This is a genomic window from Winogradskyella sp. 3972H.M.0a.05, from assembly GCF_040493455.1.
Classification (GTDB): Bacteria; Bacteroidota; Bacteroidia; order Flavobacteriales; family Flavobacteriaceae; genus Microcosmobacter.
On record NZ_JANFDA010000001.1, the window covers coordinates 458230 to 476672 of the forward strand.

General features: G+C 35.8%; 14 protein-coding genes and 1 tRNA gene. 3 read left to right on the forward strand and 12 right to left on the reverse strand.

Annotation, left to right across the window (positions count from 1 at the left end):
• Positions 1–17: 17 nt before the first annotated feature.
• Positions 18–812, forward strand: coding sequence for a universal stress protein (locus tag NCE97_RS02060; protein WP_353777207.1), 795 nt, complete (start codon positions 18–20; stop codon positions 810–812).
• Between the two features lie 28 nt (positions 813–840).
• Here the strand turns inward: NCE97_RS02060 and NCE97_RS02065 are convergent, their stop codons facing one another.
• The 5 genes from NCE97_RS02065 to NCE97_RS02085 form a co-directional block, all read right to left on the reverse strand.
• Complete coding sequence (locus NCE97_RS02065) at positions 841–1407, reverse strand: MarR family winged helix-turn-helix transcriptional regulator (RefSeq protein WP_353777208.1); 567 nt, start codon at positions 1405–1407, stop codon at positions 841–843.
• 68 nt (positions 1408–1475) lie between these two features.
• The gene (locus NCE97_RS02070; RefSeq protein WP_353777209.1) at positions 1476–1739 is read right to left on the reverse strand and encodes a DUF2024 family protein; all 264 of its coding nucleotides are present in this window, start codon (positions 1737–1739) and stop codon (positions 1476–1478) included.
• Positions 1740–1745: 6 nt separating this feature from the next.
• Positions 1746–2480, reverse strand: a complete 735-nt coding sequence (locus NCE97_RS02075; RefSeq protein ID WP_353777210.1) for a hypothetical protein — start codon at positions 2478–2480, stop codon at positions 1746–1748.
• A 70-nt stretch (positions 2481–2550) separates the two neighbouring features.
• A complete protein-coding gene (locus NCE97_RS02080; protein ID WP_353777211.1) occupies positions 2551–2784 on the reverse strand; it encodes a thioredoxin family protein in 234 nt (77 codons plus the stop codon).
• 107 nt (positions 2785–2891) lie between these two features.
• Positions 2892–3749 carry a phosphatase PAP2 family protein gene (locus NCE97_RS02085; RefSeq protein WP_353777212.1) on the reverse strand — a complete coding sequence of 286 codons (858 nt, stop codon included), beginning with the start codon at positions 3747–3749 and terminating at the stop codon, positions 2892–2894.
• A gap of 92 nt (positions 3750–3841) precedes the next feature.
• Between NCE97_RS02085 and NCE97_RS02090 the strand changes: the two genes are divergently transcribed.
• Positions 3842–3915, forward strand: a tRNA-Ala gene (locus NCE97_RS02090).
• A 96-nt stretch (positions 3916–4011) separates the two neighbouring features.
• Here NCE97_RS02090 and NCE97_RS02095 read toward each other — a convergent pair.
• From NCE97_RS02095 to NCE97_RS02115, 5 genes are all read right to left on the reverse strand, one after another.
• Complete coding sequence (locus tag NCE97_RS02095) at positions 4012–4851, reverse strand: alpha/beta hydrolase family protein (protein ID WP_353777213.1); 840 nt, start codon at positions 4849–4851, stop codon at positions 4012–4014.
• Positions 4848–7589 (reverse strand): PD-(D/E)XK nuclease family protein, encoded by a 2742-nt coding sequence (locus tag NCE97_RS02100; protein WP_353777214.1) that lies wholly within the window; start codon positions 7587–7589, stop codon positions 4848–4850. Before NCE97_RS02100 ends, NCE97_RS02095 begins: the two co-directional genes overlap by 4 nt.
• Before the next feature lie 67 nt (positions 7590–7656).
• Positions 7657–9051, reverse strand: coding sequence for an OmpA family protein (locus NCE97_RS02105; protein ID WP_353777215.1), 1395 nt, complete (start codon positions 9049–9051; stop codon positions 7657–7659).
• Positions 9052–9172: 121 nt separating this feature from the next.
• Entirely contained in the window at positions 9173–10366 is a 1194-nt protein-coding gene (gene kbl / locus NCE97_RS02110; protein WP_353777216.1) for a glycine C-acetyltransferase, read from the reverse strand.
• A 20-nt stretch (positions 10367–10386) separates the two neighbouring features.
• Positions 10387–13530: a UvrD-helicase domain-containing protein gene (locus NCE97_RS02115; protein WP_353777217.1), complete on the reverse strand. Its 3144-nt coding sequence runs from the start codon at positions 13528–13530 to the stop codon at positions 10387–10389.
• 114 nt (positions 13531–13644) lie between these two features.
• On the opposite strand from NCE97_RS02115, the gene NCE97_RS02120 reads away from it, so the two are divergent.
• The gene (locus tag NCE97_RS02120; protein WP_353777218.1) at positions 13645–14253 is read left to right on the forward strand and encodes a superoxide dismutase; all 609 of its coding nucleotides are present in this window, start codon (positions 13645–13647) and stop codon (positions 14251–14253) included.
• Positions 14254–14324: 71 nt separating this feature from the next.
• Here NCE97_RS02120 and NCE97_RS02125 read toward each other — a convergent pair whose 3' ends face one another.
• Both NCE97_RS02125 and NCE97_RS02130 read right to left on the reverse strand, forming a co-directional pair.
• Complete coding sequence (locus NCE97_RS02125) at positions 14325–14852, reverse strand: DUF3575 domain-containing protein (RefSeq protein WP_353777219.1); 528 nt, start codon at positions 14850–14852, stop codon at positions 14325–14327.
• 101 nt (positions 14853–14953) lie between these two features.
• The gene (locus tag NCE97_RS02130; protein ID WP_353777220.1) at positions 14954–18355 is read right to left on the reverse strand and encodes a DUF8818 domain-containing protein; all 3402 of its coding nucleotides are present in this window, start codon (positions 18353–18355) and stop codon (positions 14954–14956) included.
• Between the last annotated feature and the right edge of the window lie 88 nt (positions 18356–18443).

Consider the following 18443-nt stretch of genomic DNA (forward strand, 5'->3'; position numbering starts at 1 on the left):
AGATAAATCTTTTATAGATGAGAAATATATTAGTCCCAATCGGAGCCTCAGAAAATGGAAAAAGTACATTGCAATATGCAATCGATTTTGCAAGTACAATTGAAGCCAATGTTTTTGTGCTCAAAGCGTTTAATGTTGTTAACAAAGCAGGTCATATAGGAAATGTAGAAGAAGTTATAGAACGCACCAATACACAAAGCCTAAAAGAAGTTATTGAACAAGTAGACACTAAAGATGTAGATGTAAAAGTTATCGCAGCAAAAGGTATTGTTGTTGATGCGATACAAAGTGTTAATGATGAACTCGGTATCGATTTGGTTGTAGTAGGACCTCGACCAAATGATCATAGAGAAGAATTATTCTTGGGTAGAACTTCTGGAAGTATTATTAAGCAAACAGAAATTCCTGTTTTGGTTGTGCCAGAAGGATATGCCTTTAAATCAATCGAAAGAATCTTAACGGCAATCAAGTCTGGTGTTATAAAAAATAAAGAATCTATCAAGCCTCTAGAGGAAATTATTGATAAATTCAAAGCAAAAATGCATTTACTACAAGTAAAGACTACAGGGTTTTTACAAGAAGACCTTGAGTTTTTTAGTGATTTAGCAGCCATAACATCATCTTACAACAGCTCTGAAAATGCAACGTTGTTCCAAGGTGTGTTAGAACATCTCAACGAGAGAAACCCAGACCTTATTTGTGTATTTAGACGTAAGAGAGGATTCTTTAAGAAACTTTGGGAGCAAAACACCATTAAGAAAGTAGAGTTCGAAAGCCGTTTACCGCTTTTAGTGCTTAAAGGTGCGGAATAATTCTTTTAGACATGTTGGTGAAGGGAGATTACTTCTCTTCAAACTCTGGGCAATCTAGTCTTATGTCTGAGTTCAATAATGTGCTTTCTAGTAAGTTGCAGTAGTGACTGTCTTTGTGATTGTCATAGAATCTACACCCAAAGCAAGTTCTTTGAACCGTTAAAATCCCTGAACTGTTTAGCTTATAAATCAATTCAGATAGAGTAGTGTACAAAGATTCTAAATCACTTTTGTCGATCTTGCTTAATTGTTGAAGTATTGGCTCTGCAAAGTTTTCTGTTTGTCCTACAACCTCTTTGCCTTTAGCAGACAGGAGAAGAGAATAACGCCTGTTATCTTCAGAAGAAAAATCTTTAATCAATAAGTCTTTGTTCACCAATACGCGTATGGCATCACTTATGGTAGGTTTGGTGACATTGAACTCTTTAGCCAAATGGCTAACATTGTTGAGGTTGTCTGTGTGATGTGCTACAAAATTTAGGATTTGAATTTGTATAGGGCTTAGTTTAAATCGTTTTGCTTGTTCCCATAAGAGTACTTTGAAAACTTCTGAGATTCTTCCAAGCCCTACTATTATTTTTGAATTCAAATCCATATTCTAGTTATCGTGTTTCAACTTAACAAAGTTAGTAATCCTAATTAATATGGATTATAAACTAACGTTTAGTTGCAATGCTCCATTTCTATGATATGAAACCCATGTCTCTTTATTGAGTTTTCAATCTCTTCTGAAGCCTTTTCAATATGGCAAAATGTACATTGGTTTATAGTAATACCTTTTGTTTCGATCGGCTTTTCATTGAGATAAGATTCTCCAAAACCAAAGATTGTTTTTTCATCGGTTATATTATCTGGAACCAGGATATCAAAATGCATTGTTTTGCCATCTATTCTTTGGACATAGGTGTCCCAAACTGCTACTTTCATAATGGTTTATTTTTTATCAACTGAGTATGGTAATGATAGATTTCCTGAAGCAACACTATACACGTTGTAAACTCCTAATAAAGGATATCTTTTGTTGCTTGTATTTACCTCCATGTAAGCTGTTACCGCATCAAAATTGAAATCCGTTTTATTATTCATTCTATATGCAGGAATAATCACTCTTATCTTATTTCCTTTTGTTATTACAGAATACCCTGGAGAATCCATATACATTGGCATTCCTGGATTTGTAGGAGGTAGCACCACTGAATCATCATTTGAGTCGAATTGCTTTACGGCAAGTCCACCAGGAACGGCGCTATTTTGTGTAAGGACTACCCAGTGCGGATGCCAAATGACTCCATCATTTAGGTAGTTTCGGTCCATGTTTTCATCCCAAAGCGGAGTGTCATCAAAATCGGGATGCGAAGTTAATGCCATGGCAACGATTCCATCTGTTTCACCAAAACCAACATCTGTGGGTGATAATGTTGTTGGAAATACATAACCAAGAACAGGAGCGCCGTTCATCTGACCAAAAAGATTTGGAACACTTTTGCCAGCATCACCTTTTACGGTTATAGTGAATACCAACTGTTCTAATTCTTCGGAATATACTACAGAGGTACTTTCTATTTGTAAGTTTGCTGATGTTGCAAATGCTGAGTTTTCATTATGTCCTTGTGCCCACAGTAACGAGGACATTGAAAAGAATACTAAGTTTATAAATACTATTTTCATTTTAATTTGTTTTGTTTGAAGATTCCTTTCTTAAACTAGAAAGGAATCCTAACTATTTTGTTTAAAAAAATTACCCTCTCACATCAGCTATAGAAGCACCAAAGTTGATGTGCAACACATTGCCATTGGGAGTTACTAGTGCTGGGACAGAATTAACACCTGCGCTTTCAGCTTCATCGATACGACTTTTATCTTCACCTATGTGAACAACTTCTATATTATTGGTTCCAACAAGATCGATAATATCGTGTTCTGCACTTACACAAACTGGACATCCAGCGTGATAAAAAATTGATTTACTCATTTTAATTTGATTTAATTATTTGCATTATTGCGTTACAAATATAGTAAGGAATCCTAACTAAATAAAATATTTTTGTTTTTTTCATAATAAAGAGATTATATATAGATTTAAAAACTATATAAAAATCCGACCGTATTTCCAGTAAACGTGAGGTTTAGAGTGCCTTTCTTTTGGGAGTCTTTAGGGTTATATTTCTCGTCATACTTTTTGTCTAGGTAAACGTCTATGGCTTCTACTATGAAGTAGCTCATTACCCAACTTAAGAAAACATCACTTGCCCAATGGGCATCTTCATAGATTCTACTCAAGCCAGGAATAAGACCAACAGTATATATAGGTGCCTTTACCCACCAGCTATCGAACTGTTTTGCGATGGCGTGTGCATTTGTAAAGGTTAAGACCGAATGACCAGACGGAAACGATCTATAAGCAGAACTACCACCAAAGGGCCTAAAGTGATTTTTACCAAAATTTTCTCCTGGTCTGGCTCGTCCAGTTGCAGATTTAGCAAGTTGTTGAAGAAACCCTGTTGCGGTCGCTGATGAAATCAGTAGAGTACCAGTGCGTCTGAGTTTCTCGTTTCTTGTAAACAAGCCTGTTAAATAGACAGCGCCAGTAAAACCATAATTAACTTGCGGACTACCCGAACGTCTTCCGTACTCTAAAAAAATGTTAGGTACTTTGTCTTTATGGTGCTGAAATTCGCGTCTTATATTGTCATCAAAAATGTAAAGTGTAGAGGTCAATGCTATTGTAGCACCAAACCTTAGACCATCATCACCTTCCCAATATAATGGTCTTGAATATGCATAGCCAACACCTTGAAAAACGTTACCCATATCATAAGTAAAGTCTTGCCAAAGACTCCTTTTGTTTGAATCATTTAGGTTTAAGGTATTGGTCTGTGCGTTGGCAAAGCCAAAACCTATGAATAGTAAAAAGATTAGATATAGATTCTGTTTCATGAAAAGAGTGAGTCTAACAAAACAAACAATAAATATACTATTATTATTTAATGAATGATTTGCTTAGCTTTGTCAACTGAAGATATTAATTTGGGGATGTAGCTCAGCTGGCTAGAGCGCTTGACTGGCAGTCAAGAGGTCGGCGGTTCGAGTCCGCTCTTCTCCACATCAAGCAGAGAATCCACACCTACGTGTGGATTTTTTTCTCCTGAGCGATCGGAACCTTCTCCACAGAAGGTCTTAATATTAATTAAGGCTTTTTTTATTGAAAAAACCCAACTGTCTTTGACACCAAAAACCTTAACTCTTCTGAAAGCTCAGTACCATCCCAAGGATGCTTCGTATTAAACACATGGTCACAGTTTTTGATTGGTAATAATGTACTCTTGAGATTCCAGGAATGTAGTTCTTCTGCTTCAAAATACTTTACTGAAGGATCTTCTATACCATGAGCGATGAGGTGGGGAATTTCAATTCTTTTACAAGCATATTCAATATGCAATCGGTCTTTGTTCTTCACAAAATCTTCGTAGAATTGATAGTAATGCGGCATTTGCTGTTTTGTTCTACCATTAAGGATGTACTTTACACCATCTTGTTTCCACTCATCTAAATCACCAATGGTTGCAGTGCGTCTTTCAAAATTGCTAACGCCAGCCCAAGAGATGAGGTGTGTTATTCTGGTATCTTCAGAAGCTTTTATAGTTACAATTCCGCCACCACGAGAATGACCAATTAAAGCAATCGTTTTTGCATCAATAACCTCTAGTATAGTTTCGTTTGAGAGTAACATATTAATCATGTCATCCAAATCTTCTAGTTCTTTAGAATAGTTGTTTTGACCAAACGCCTCCAGATCTGGAAAATCTATGGGTTGCTCCATGGTGCCACCATTATGCGAAAAGTTGAATTTCACAAAACAAAATCCTGCTTTAGCAAACGCTTTGGCGACTAAATCCCAAGCGCCCCAATCTTTAAAGCCTTTGTAGCCGTGACAGAAAATAACTAGTGGCAATGGTGTATCGTGCTGCTCATAAAACACATCCCAGAGGATAGGTTTGTCATTGGTTCTTTCTAAAATATTGTTCTTGGATACGATCATAGCTCTTTTTCTTTAAACGGAATTTTTGGATCGAAGATTTCTAAAATAAGGGCTTGTAGCTCTTTCTGAAAGTTATCTAAGGTGTCCTGAGAAATAGCGGTGTCCTTATTGGCATAGGCCCCTGGCTTGTCTTTTTTGGCAAATTTTAGTAAACCACTCTTCAGGTTTTTGAAAGAGATGATTCCTCCTTCCACTGGTAATGAGATTTTATCTTCGTTGGAGAGCATGAGCGCATAAGTCAACACCTGAAAAGACTTACTGTATTTGGTGTAGTCAGTAGTAAGGGCATCCCAATCGATAACTTCAACTTTGCTTTGCTCAACTTTACCAGTTTTATAATCAATAACTCTTATGACACCGTTGCAACGATCAATCCTGTCTACAATTCCTTTGAGTTTTACAGGAAAATTCAAATTTGGAATGTTGATCAATGTTTCAACAGATTCTTCTAAGCCTAGTATCTCTATAGTATTTCCTGCTTTAATGAATTCAATTTCTTTGGAAATGAAATTTTCCACATAGCGCTTAGCGATTTCAAAAATGATCAAATTCTTTCCTTTGGTGAAATCGCCTTGCTTGTATTCAACCTTAAAATGCTTTACTACCAAACTATCTATTTTGGGATACATTGCCTTTAAGGCTTCAACCTCGAGTGTCTTGCCTTTTATTGGTAGGTATAGGTCTTCAAGCGTTTTGTGAATAATGTTACCAAGCGTATTGCTGGCTAAGGTTTCTTCAACTTCTTCGTAGCGTTTAATTCCTAATAACTTTTCATGATAAAAATCGATAGGATTTCTTACATAGTTGGTCAAGGCTGAAGGCGAAAATCCTTTCTGCGCCAGAGCTTTTAAATCTTCAACAATCTCAGGCGATTTTTCAATAACTTTTAAAGTATCTGCACTTGATTTTAGTATAGGCGCTGCAATACTCTGGTTAATTTGATGAATAGATTCGATATCTAACTGTCTTATAAACCTACTTTTTTCACCACCATTGAGGACATCGGCTTCTGTATTGTAGATGATAAAGACATTTTTTGCACGCTGTAACAATCTATAAAAATGATAGGTGTAAATGGCATCTTTTTCCTTATAAGTGGGTAGAAAGTTTTGCAGTTTTACATCGAACGGGATAAATGAATTTCCGGATTTCCCAGACGGTAGAATACCTTCATTTACCGAAGTAATAATAACTGTTTCGAAGTCTAAAACACGGGTTTCTAACATTCCCATGATTTGTAATCCATCAAAAGGGTTGCCTTTAAAGTCTAAACTTTCAGATTGAATCAATTCGCGATACAGTGATTGCAACGACTTAATACTTTCCAGATATTCGTTAGCTTCGGATAGGCGTTTCAATTCGTTGAAAAGCTTGTAAAACCTAAAGAGATACTCCAACTCAATATTGTTTTTCTCTTTTTCAGAATCTAAAGACTGCTTCAATAACCAAATAAGTTCAATACAATTATCAATTGCTTGTCTTGGGTTATTATTCCAACTACTTAGAAGTAAGTTCAAAACTGATGAGTCGTCTTCTGGGAATAGCTGTTCTAATTTTGAATAGGAGAGATAGGCTATGTTGTTATCCTGAATGTTATTTAATGCTTTATCTGTATTTATTAATAACCTTATGAAAGGGTTAGAAAACAGGTTAATGACATCTTTGTAGTAATACTGCTCTTTTGAAGCTTTATGTATTTTGAATAATAGCTCAAACAGATCGGACAATGGAATTTTACTGATTGGCAGCCCCATTGTAATATTGAGTTGTCTGATGTCTTCTGGGATGGCGTTGAGTATTGGTAACAATAAAGTTTCATCGCCAAGGACAACAGCAGTATTTTTTAAGGTGTTGTTCTGCGAAAGTTGCGAAAGCAGATTGCTAAGGTATTTTACTTGACCAATTTGCTTGGGTGCTCCGACAACATTTATGTTTTTAGGTTTTGAATAGTTTGAAGACGCCCAATGAAAAGGAAACCTTTCATAATAGTTCCAGGCGTCTTTATATTGTCTAGTGAACAATCCAGCATCGTGTAAAGGATTATTTAGAAATGTTTCATCGATATCCCAATATACTGAGGCAATATTTTCATTTAGCAGGGTTTCAAATATGGTTTCCTCAGCTTTATTTAGTGCATTAAAACCAATAAATACGATATGCTCATTATTATGCTTTGCAATAAAATCATCTAAATGATTAACGGCTTCCCTGTAGATTAATCCCTGATACCCTTTTTGTTGGTTTTTAAGATTGCTTTGTAGTTGTGTATAATATAGAGCCAAACGTTTCCAGAAAGCCATGTAACGCTTTACAGAATCGGTCTGGTTATCTTCCATGGACCAGTGATTGAGTTCTTTAATGGCGCTTAGGTAATTAAATATACTATCTGGCTCTACCAGAAAGCGATCAACTTCATTAAAGTCATTTAATAGCAACTGTGCCCAGCCAGATACTTGATCTAGTGGTTCTATTTCATCTTGGGGAGTAATAGCCTTGTAAACCTCATAGAATTCAAATAGAAGTTCCAGATTGGTTATCGGTTGCAGCTTTGATAACTGAGTTACAAACTCTTCAATAGAGTATATGAATGGCGAAAAAAGTGTTTCGTCAATCATTGACATCAACTCTTTTCTAAAAAAATCACCAGCTCTTTTACTAGGAAGAATAATGGTTAACTTAGAAAGATCTTGATGCTTTTCTTTTAAGTCTTTAATAACATCAGAAAGGAAACTGGTCATAAGACTATAAAAATAAAAAACGCTCCGAAACTCGGAGCGTTTTTTTTATATTAAGTGAAGTATCTTCTTATTTAAGTTTTACTTCTACACGTCTGTTGTTAGCTCTACCAGATCTAGTTTTGTTGTCATCGATTGGCTTGTCTTCACCGTAACCAGTAGCAGTAAGTCTGTCAGCGTTAATTCCGTTAGCGATTAAGTAATCTCTAACAGCGTTAGCTCTTCTTTCAGACAATAACTGGTTAGATTTTGCAGAACCTACACTATCAGTATGACCTTCGATATCGAAGCTAGCTTTTGGATACTCCTTGAAGATAGCAACCATCGCTTGTAAAACTTTATCAGTTTCTTTCTTGAATGAAGCTCTACCAGTATCGAATAAGATCGTTCTAGCGTAGCTATTCAATGTAGCCATTACTTCAGCAGTTGGGTTGATTTCTGGACAACCGTTGTTAGCAACAGTACCTTTTTCGTTAGGACACTGATCGTCTTTGTCTAATACACCGTCACCGTCAGTATCTGGCCAAGGGCAACCGTTGTTAGCAGCAGGACCTGCTTCGTTAGGACAGTTATCGTCACCATCAGCAACACCGTCACCGTCAGCATCTGGACAACCAGCTAAAGAAGCTAAGCCAGGTACAGTAGGACAGTTATCGTCACCATCTTTAACACCGTCACCGTCAGTATCAGGACATCCGTTGAACTCAGCTAAACCAGCTTCGTTTGGACAGTCATCTTTAGAATCTTCGATACCATCACTATCAGTATCAGGACAACCTTGGAATGCTTCAAGACCAGCAACATCTGGACAAGCATCGTTTTTGTCATAGATACCATCACCATCAGTGTCTTTTCCACCGAATTTAATAGCAAGAGCTACAGTGTGCTGCCAGTGCTTTGGTAAGTAATCTTCGAAAGCATGCTTATATGCACTTTGAGCAGTAACACCAAAATTATCAGAGAACCAGTAGTTTAAACCAATAGTTCCGTTTAGTGTACCAGCACCAATGTCGTCAACCCAAGTGTAACCACCACCAACGCCTAAGTAAGGATCGATAGAGTTTGACTTGATTAAGTTTTGAAAACTATAGCTGATAGTACCATCTAAAGCATAATATGATAAATCATCAACCACGTTAATTGACTCTTCTCCAGTAACAGGATTTACAACATCACCAAATTTATCAATTCGGTTTATTGTTCCAGCTGCTTTAAATGTGAACCCTTCGTTTATGTATCTAGAAACAGAAACAGAAGAAACAGAAGGTAAAATATTCCAATGATCGTTTACATTAAAAAATTCGTCAAACCAATCACCTTGAGGTAAATCTTCACCTACAGGATATAAGTCTACTGCATTTACACCAATTCTAACAGCCCAAGGGTTGTCTTCATCTTGTGCATAAGCGTTACTAAAGCTTAGTAGAAGTAGCATAGCTAAAAATAATCTGCTAAGATTTTTCATATTCTAATAATTTAATTTTTAAGTGTTAATTGTGAGCAAATGTAAGTTGTTAAATGTTATTAACAAAGACAAATATATAAAAATATTGAAACAACCTACTATATATGAGGTATTGTATAGGTTATATAACTTCTAATTCTTTCCCAACTTTAACAAAAGCTTCTATAGCTTTATCGAGATGTTCTTTCTCATGAGCTGCTGAAAGTTGTACTCTTATTCTTGCTTTTTCCCTTGGGACCACAGGAAAGAAAAACCCTATGACATAAATACCTTCCTCCAAAAGTTTGTTAGCCATTATCTGTGATAATTTAGCATCATATAGCATTACAGGGACTATTGCAGAATCACCATCAATTACATCAAATCCTGCTTTTATCATATTGGTTTTAAAATAATTGGCATTCCACTCCAACTTATCTCTTAGGGTTGTATCATTAACCAACATGTCAAAAACCTTAATAGAAGCACCTACAATTGACGGAGCCAAAGAGTTTGAAAACAAATAAGGTCTGGAACGTTGCCTCAACATATCTATAATTTCCTTTTTACCAGTAGTATAACCACCCATTGCACCTCCAAGAGCTTTTCCGAGTGTTCCGGTGATAATGTCTATGCGGTCCAAAACACCTTTTTCTTCCAATGTTCCTCTACCTGTTTCACCAATAAAACCAGTGGCATGACATTCGTCAATCATTACCATAGCATCATATTTATCAGCTAGATCACAAATCTTATCTAGAGGAGCGACGAGACCGTCCATAGAAAACACACCGTCAGTAACAATAATCTTAAAACGTGCACCATTGTTATTAGCTTCTATAAGTTGTTGTTCTAAATCTACCATATCATTATTCTTGTAACGATATCTGGCAGCTTTGCACAAACGAACACCATCTATAATTGAGGCGTGGTTTAATGAATCGGATATAATAGCATCTTCCTTGCCAAGTAATGGCTCAAACACACCACCATTGGCATCAAAGGCAGCAGCATAGAGTATGGTATCTTCAGTACCATAAAATTCTGCAATCTTTTGTTCGAGGGTTTTATGAATATCTTGAGTTCCGCAAATGAATCGTACAGAAGACATTCCAAAACCGTGAGTGTCCATAGTATCCTTTGCAGCTTGAATAACATCTGGGTGAGATGATAAGCCCAAATAGTTGTTCGCACAAAAATTAAGTACTTTCTGTCCAGTGCTCAATGTTATCTCTGCACCTTGGGCAGAGGTAATAATACGCTCTTCTTTGTAGAGACCAGCATCTTTAATGTTTTCTAATTCGGTTTGAAGATGCTCTTTTATACTTCCGTACATAGTTAGGTTTTTTTACAAATTTATAGTTCTTTTATGGTAATGTCATCATTAATATAGATGAGAATTTTCTTTACGACTTCAAAGCCCATATCCTCAAGGCAATAGGTGTATTTTTGTAACTGATCTTTATGGTGGGGAGAATGCAATCCTGTTTTGTAATCCATAATAACGACCTTTTTATTGTCTGTGAATACAAGTCGATCGGGTCTAAGTAATCCACCATCTTTCAAGAGTATATTTCTTTCATTGTATATAGTATGCTTTTCAGAATAAAAATCAGATATATCAGGATGGTTAACGATTTCTTGAATTGTCTTTTCTATTAAAGGAGCTTGTTCATTCTGAAGAACCCCTTCTCTAATGAAATTCTGAATCGCCGATGGAATATCAGACTTTGTTTTTACCAAAGCCATGAGATCGTGGATGAGGTTTCCTTTCTCAATAGCTTGCTCTTGTTTCGTATCCCATAACAGACCAGAGGATGTCACTAAATCCACTTGCAAATCTTTTGTAGAACCCTCTGTAAGTTCAATTGCTATGGTATTAGTTATCGCTTTTGAATCTGAGTCAGATTTTCTTTCTGGATTACCAAACGAATAATCTTGTTGTATGCCGTCCCAGACTCCTATATTCAATAAATAATCAATGAGTTTGCCTGAATATGTTGTCGCCTTAGGTACTCCTTTTCTATCCACATCTTGTTTTGAAATAACATGAAGCTGCTCAATGGCTCTCGTCAGGGCGACATAAAGTAGATTGATGTTATCCAATTCAAGTTCCGCGATATGTTTGTTATAGATATGTTGTCCTTGCTCTCCGTAATATTGAACATTCTTATTAAAGTTCAATAGTGTGTGTGTAAACCCGTCATATGTTTCAGGATCTAAAGTCAACCAAGACATTGGTTCTTTTTCTCTATAAATGTCTAAATCTGCAAAGGGAAAAATAACTACAGGAAATTCTAATCCTTTCGATTTGTGTATGGTCATTACTTGCACAGCATTTTGACCTTCAGGAGCACTTATAGCCAGTTCATTTTCTTTCTTTTCGAAATAATCTAAAAACCCAGAAATATCTGCAAGAGGCTTTTCAGAAAAAGCCATTACTGTATCTAAATAAAACAGAAGATAAGCGTTAGACGTTTCCTTTAGTTTAAAAGCTTCAATGATAGTTTCCACAACCGAATAGAGTGGTTTAAGAAATAGTTCATTAGTGTCGACAATTATACCTAGTTCTTCTAAAGCAGTAAAAAATTCGCTGTCTTGAAACGACAGGTATTTTTTAAAGAAAGAGTGCTTATGCTCTATATTCCTACTTGATGCAATATGATATAGCACTTCGGCTTTTGCTTCATCATTATTTGGTTGAATGAGCAATCTCAAGACCGCATTGATAAAGAGAACAGATTTAGAATTCTTTAAAAGCAATGTTTCAGAAGACGTAATAGCAATACCTTGCTCAGTTAAATAATTTGACACCGCAAGCCCTTCCCTTTTCTTTCTTACCAACACGCAAATATCACCAAGCTCAAAACCGTTATCTAAGCATTTTTTGATGGTATTATATGTTTGCTCAGCATATAAAAGGTCTCTATCATCATCTCTTTGAATGTCCAAAAACGTCAATCCTACATACCCTTGATTTTCGATAACTGCTTTTTGATTAGCAGTTTCGTAAAGCGTTTTATAGCTGGGATCGACAAAAGCAGTTTTAGACAAATGCTCAAAGAACCCATTATTAAAGTTTATGATTTCCTGAAAGCTTCTATAATTATAATCCAGAGACTCAACCTTCTGCTCCACAAAAAATGGATTTTTGGCTTTATTGAATAGGTTTATAAACTGCTCAGCATAGCCACCTCTCCACCTGTAGATAGCTTGTTTGGCATCGCCAACCAACATTAAAGACCCCGTTTTGCCAAATTGTTCTTGCTCCAGAGCATTAGAAATTAAAGGTTGAAGGTTTGACCACTGCATTTGGGAGGTGTCTTGAAATTCGTCTATAAAATAATGCTTGAACTTTTCTCCCAAACGTTCATAAATGTAAGGTGTAGGCTGGTCTTTTATTTCTTCGGCAATTATTGAATTGAATTCCGAAATCAATAATTTATTTTGATCGACCTTTAGGTTTTCTAGCTCTTGTTTAATGGCATTTAAGACTGAAAGCGGTGTAATATTTTTATAAATATTTTTCAGCAATAATAGCTCAAAAACTTGTGTTTTAGTCTCTAAAAAAGCAGAAGCGATTTGTGGTTGAATATCATTAATTATTGCAGCAATGTCCTCAGTAACGCGCTTGGGATATAGCACTCGGGTATCTATATCTTCCTGCCATTTTGCATTAAAGTTGAGGTCAAATTTTTTGTTCGTTAGATTATTGAAATGCTTTGGGAGATAACTACCACTAAAATCATCGAATTGTAATCCACATTCATCAATAAGCGTTAGCATATCCGAAGCAATACTTTGTATTGCAGACTCTAAATCTTTAGTGTTTTTTGAAAGTGTTTCTTTCAGGCTTTTGAAATCGTATAGGGTTTTATCGCCTAGTTGTTTCAGGTATGATAAATCGTTTTCACTAAGAAGTCTTTTGGAAATCTTATTCAAATCATAAGTGATATCCCAACTACGATCATCATCAGCTTTCTCGAGTGCAAATTCTATCAATGTTTCGCTAAGCAATTTATCATCGCCTGTTTTTTGAATAAGGCTATCGACGGCTTCATTGAGAAGAGCTTCTTGGTCGAGTTCTACCTCAAAGTTCATAGGGAGTTTTAGGTCATAAGCAAATGTTCTTATGATTTTATGGTTGAACTTATCTATGGTGGAGATATCAAAAGAGGCATAATTATGAAGTATGTTCTGCAAGAGTGTATTAGAACGCTCAATTAATGTTGAAGGCGATAAGCCCAGTTCCAATACCAAGCTTTCAAACATTGAATTAGAATCATTTATAACTGCATCACTTGAAAATGTTTTCAAGGTATCAATGATTCTAGATTTCATTTCATTAACAGCCTTATTTGTGAATGTTAGTGCCAGAACATGCCTGAATATTCTTGGGTTTTTAGAGCTTAGTAAAACCTTAAGATAGTGCTTTACTAAAGTATATGTTTTGCCACTTCCGGCAGAGGCATCATAGATTATAAACGGAGATGAATTCAACCCAAGAAAAATTTTATACCAAAATAAAGAAACTTAATAACTTGTTTAAATAAATGTAGCAGCTTTATTGTAAATTTGAAGGAATTAATTTTTAACAACTAAACATAAAATATTATGGCTTTTGAATTACCAAAATTAAAATACGCATACGATGCTTTAGAACCACATATTGATGCAAGAACTATGGAGATACATCATTCTAAACATCATGCTGGATATACCAATAAACTCAATGCTGCAATTGCAGGTACGGACTTGGAGGGTAAGTCTATTGAAGATATCCTTACGAATTTAGACATGAGCAACTCAGGTGTGAGAAACAATGGAGGTGGATTTTATAACCACAGCTTATTTTGGGAAGTAATGAACCCAGAAGACAGAGGTTATTTATCTGGACCGTTAAAAGATGCTATCGAAGATGCTTTTGGGTCTAAGGATGCTTTTGTTGAGGCCTTCTCCAAAGCTGCAGCTACGCAATTTGGATCTGGTTGGGCTTGGCTTTGTGTACATCCAGGAGGAAAAGTAGAAGTATGTTCTACACCAAACCAAGATAATCCATTAATGCCAGGCGTATCTTGTGGAGGCACACCAATTTTAGGCTTAGATGTTTGGGAGCATGCTTATTATTTGAACTACCAAAACAGACGTCCAGATTATATCGCTGCGTTCTTCAATGTTGTTAATTGGAACGAAGTAGAGCGTCGTTACGAAGCTGCGAAATAATTATTGGAATCAATAAATTAAGAGAAGCTACTGATCACTGAGCGGAGTCGAAGTGCAGTAGCTTTTTTTATTTAGAATCGATAACCTACTGTAATACCAATTTTGGCAACAAATTCAGAGCCTTCGTTTGCATTGAATAAGTTTCTTCCAACTCCAAAATTGAGTTCACCAGTAAACCCCTTGTTAGTCACCCATTTTCCTCCTAGACCTATACCTAGGGCAAAATCTGTTACAAAGTCATCATCTTCTAGATTAAGGAAAAGGATTTCATCTCTGTCGGATGAATTGAGCATTCCAAAACCTTCTAAGAAAAAGCCAGCGGCATATTTTTTTCCAAAATAAAAACGGTAATAAGGCGAAATGTAATATTGAATATCATCCTTGATATCTTCATCAAAAGGAATAAAGGCAGATACACCTATTGAAGATTCTTCATTTAAAGTTCTCTCATAGCCAAAATCTACGGCTCCAATGATAAAGGATAGTGCATTAAACTTTACTTCATTATAATTTTTTGGAGCAGAATCTTCGTTATTGTCTTGTGCATTACCAAAGATCACAAAAAGACATAAAAAGGCAGATAAAATAATGTGTTTCATAACTGTTCGATTGTTGATTGAAAATTTAGAGTGCAAAAGCACAAGAACTATACCATAGAGATACAACTATGAGAGAAAGGTTGCGTAAGAAACCTTATGATTTAAAAATAAGCCTTCAACTGCACTGTACCAGTATGGATGACTTTAGAGCTTTCGGTTTTTCTTCCGAAGTAATTCAAGTTAAGATCCAAAAACTTAGTAAGCTTCTTCTGAGCTAATAGGCTCCACGTAAAGTTTTTTCCTGGCTGAAGCCCTTCAAGAATTTGGTAAGCTACTGGAGTATTTGGGTTTCCGGAGTATGTATTGCTAAAGAAATTGAACTCACCATTTAAGGCTATTTTTTGAGCATTATTGTAAGTAAATGAAACGCCATAATTGTTTTGCTCCAAAGACTCAAGGTCTCCAATTGCATTTTCTTTTGAAGTGAATTTATAGAAAACATCAAAACGAGCGTTTTCATTAAATAGATAGGATAGCTTTGGCTCGAAACGCAGTTCATCTAGTTCAAAATTCCTAGACGCAAAGTTCTCATTCAAGCTTTCATTTTTGGACGTACTACCTTCAAAATTAATGAGCCACGATTTGGCAAACTTATGGTTAAAGTTTATTTGATGGCTAGTTAGCTTGTTCTCAATACTGCCAATAGAAAGTAAACTTCGGTTAGTATTACCAAGATAAGTGTAAGATGTTGTGTAGCGTTGTTTGCCTCTGTTATAGAATAGTACATTACGGATACTTCTGTTTAAACCAAGTTCGTTCTCTTCATCTTCCGAAAAAGGGTTAAGGTCAAAATCATTGCCATCGCGCCTCAATTTTTTATCAATCAAAAATGAGGTTTGATTATAAAAATGCGACCAGAACTTTTTTGATTTGCTTTCAGATGAAGACCATTGCTGTGGGTTTAAAGTAAGCGATTGGCTAAGTCGATTCTGGTGTGTCTTTACAAAGACCTGGTTAGGTAGCAAAACTCTAATGTAGTTACCTTCATCTGCGAACTGTGCCAATTCAAATTCATCGAGTTCCTGTATACCATTATTATTGTAATCGATCCAGGTATAAGCGCCTTGCCCAGGTTCTACTTCTACATAGGTAAAGTCTTGCTGAGGTAGAGTTCCAGAGTTGGTTTCAAATACGGTGTTCCAAAGCACAATATTGTTAAATAATTTCTGATTGTAAGATAGTCTTGAGTTAAGCGATTGTTCATCTTCAATAGATTCGTCTTCATTTTTCAAATTCCTAAAATTCACAAACAACTCTAGTCTTGTTTTTTCATTTTGAATTAACCTCGATTTTAGATAGTAAGTGTTCGATGTATTTACGCGTTCCAAGGCATTGTTGCGCAAGCTATCATTGACTCTAAATTTATAACCAACTTCTGCAAATACAGCAGTGCTATCACCTACACCAGTAAATACCTCATAAGAAGTGAATTTCTGGCTCAGGTTTGTTAGTTCTTCCGTTTCTAAAGTGGTCTGTTCATTGTCTTCCAGAGCAACTTTGGCGCCAACCCATTGTTTCCCAAATCCGTAAACAGCTCTATTGAACGATCTTAAAAAAGTAGATTCGGTCAATGTGCTTTTATTGTTCAGGATGCTTGAGTTTGTGAACAACTCAAGATTGTTAAACCTAAGGCTTGCAAAGAGATTGTGACGATTGCCGTTGAAATTTTCTGAAAAGTTGAGATGTTCAAAAGTATAGTTGGCAAGCCCTTTTTTAGAGTGAAGCACATTAACTCCAGAAGCTAATAGAATCTGGTTGCCAAGAGGGTCATCCAAGTTCCAGTCTCTATTAAACTCTGCTCTGTACAAACGTTGCACAGTTCTGAAATTCTTTTGAATATAATCTGCATCTGCAAATACAGAAAGATTCCAGAGGCTATCAGATTTTATGAGTTGTTGATTGATTTTCAGTTTAGAAGCAAAACCATCATTGTCATCATCATCAATGCTTGAAAATAGGTTGAGGTCATTTTTACTTCCGGCAACTTCGAAGTAAATATCTGTTTTTTCCGAAGGTTTATAAGTACCGTTTAGCACAGCAACTTGCAATTTCACTGGAGCAATTAGCTGAACAATTGGCTCATAATTTCCTTGCGGGACTCCATTGACTGGAGGTACAAACTCAAAGATATTACTAACAGCATTAGTATTGCTTAGGATATAATTTCCTTGATTATCTCCGACTAGTGTAAAACGTACACTAAACAATTCATCCTCAGGATTATTAGAAAACACAAAGGCCTCTATACCGTCAATGATTTCCTTTCGATATAGAATTCTGTTTTCAGAAAAGACCTCAGGAGTTTCAGAAGGTGCTACCATTAAGCTTCTGTCATCTCCAGCATCGGCCAAAATTTGGGTTTGCTCAGTAGACAAATTCTGTTGAAGCGGCTGGTTTTTTGCATCATTTTCAGAATATACAGAAACATTCATTTTTAGCTTGTCACTTTGATAGGCTGCACCACCAAAAACTGTAAAACGAGAGTAATTACGTTCACTAAACTGATAATCTACAGTGATACGCATTTCAGAAGTAATCGGAAAAGTAGAGTTGAAAATAATCTCACCAGCGTTATAATCGATAATATAATCCTTGTTTTCTCCACGTTCTACAGGAACGCCATTTACGTAAACCGTTTCACTACCAGAAACAATCAGTACAAACAATTCATTGTTGGGACCTCTAAGCTTATATGGACCTTGATTTCCTTCTTTAGCTGTAAATCTACTTGTTGTAAACTGTCCTCTAACTAACGCACCAGAAGCAAACACATTGGTTTTTTCACTGAGGTTTACATCTACCAAAAGCCCTTGCACACGTTTTGTGAAATTATTGAAATAGGCATTAGTATTGATGAGGTCAATATCTCCAGCTCTAATACGCCATTTATCACTAAACAGTTCGATAAAAACTTGGTCAAACTCATCCAAACGCTGCGAATAACCACTTTCCTGTAACGGAATATTGGCATCTTGAATGGATGCTCTTAAAGAAACTTTATCACTTAGTTTTCCAGAAATTTGAAGGTCGAGCTCACTATTGAGTACAGAGTTTTGATTGTTTCCAATAGTAATTCCTCGGGAAATACTTCCAGAAGTATTCAACCCGTCAAAAGGTGTGAAGTTTCGTTCCTTGGTGGACTGATTGAGTTTATACAGTCGTTGAAGATTATCAGTATTATCTACAATAATATTCTCATCGAGTTGCTTATAGGTTTTAGTTACAAAGTCAGGATACTTCAAGTATTCAATAATAATCGAATCGGTTTCTACAGGCTTTTTGAAGGTAAGCAATGCCTTAGCAAAATCAATAGTATAGAAAGTACTGTCTATTATGACATTGTTTTTTGTTTTCAGAATAAATTTTGCAGAATTGATGCTTACAGAATCCACACGAATAGAATCTTTGACAGCTACTTTTTTGGTTTTATAATTAGAAGATGTCTCTTGTGCAAATACACAAAAAGGTAACAAAAGACATAGAAAACGGATAATGTTTTGCATCAAATAATAAAACTCACTAAAACCAAAAATAGTATGGCGTTAAAAGCGCCATAAAAAGTAGTGTAAAAGTACAGTATTATTTATTTTA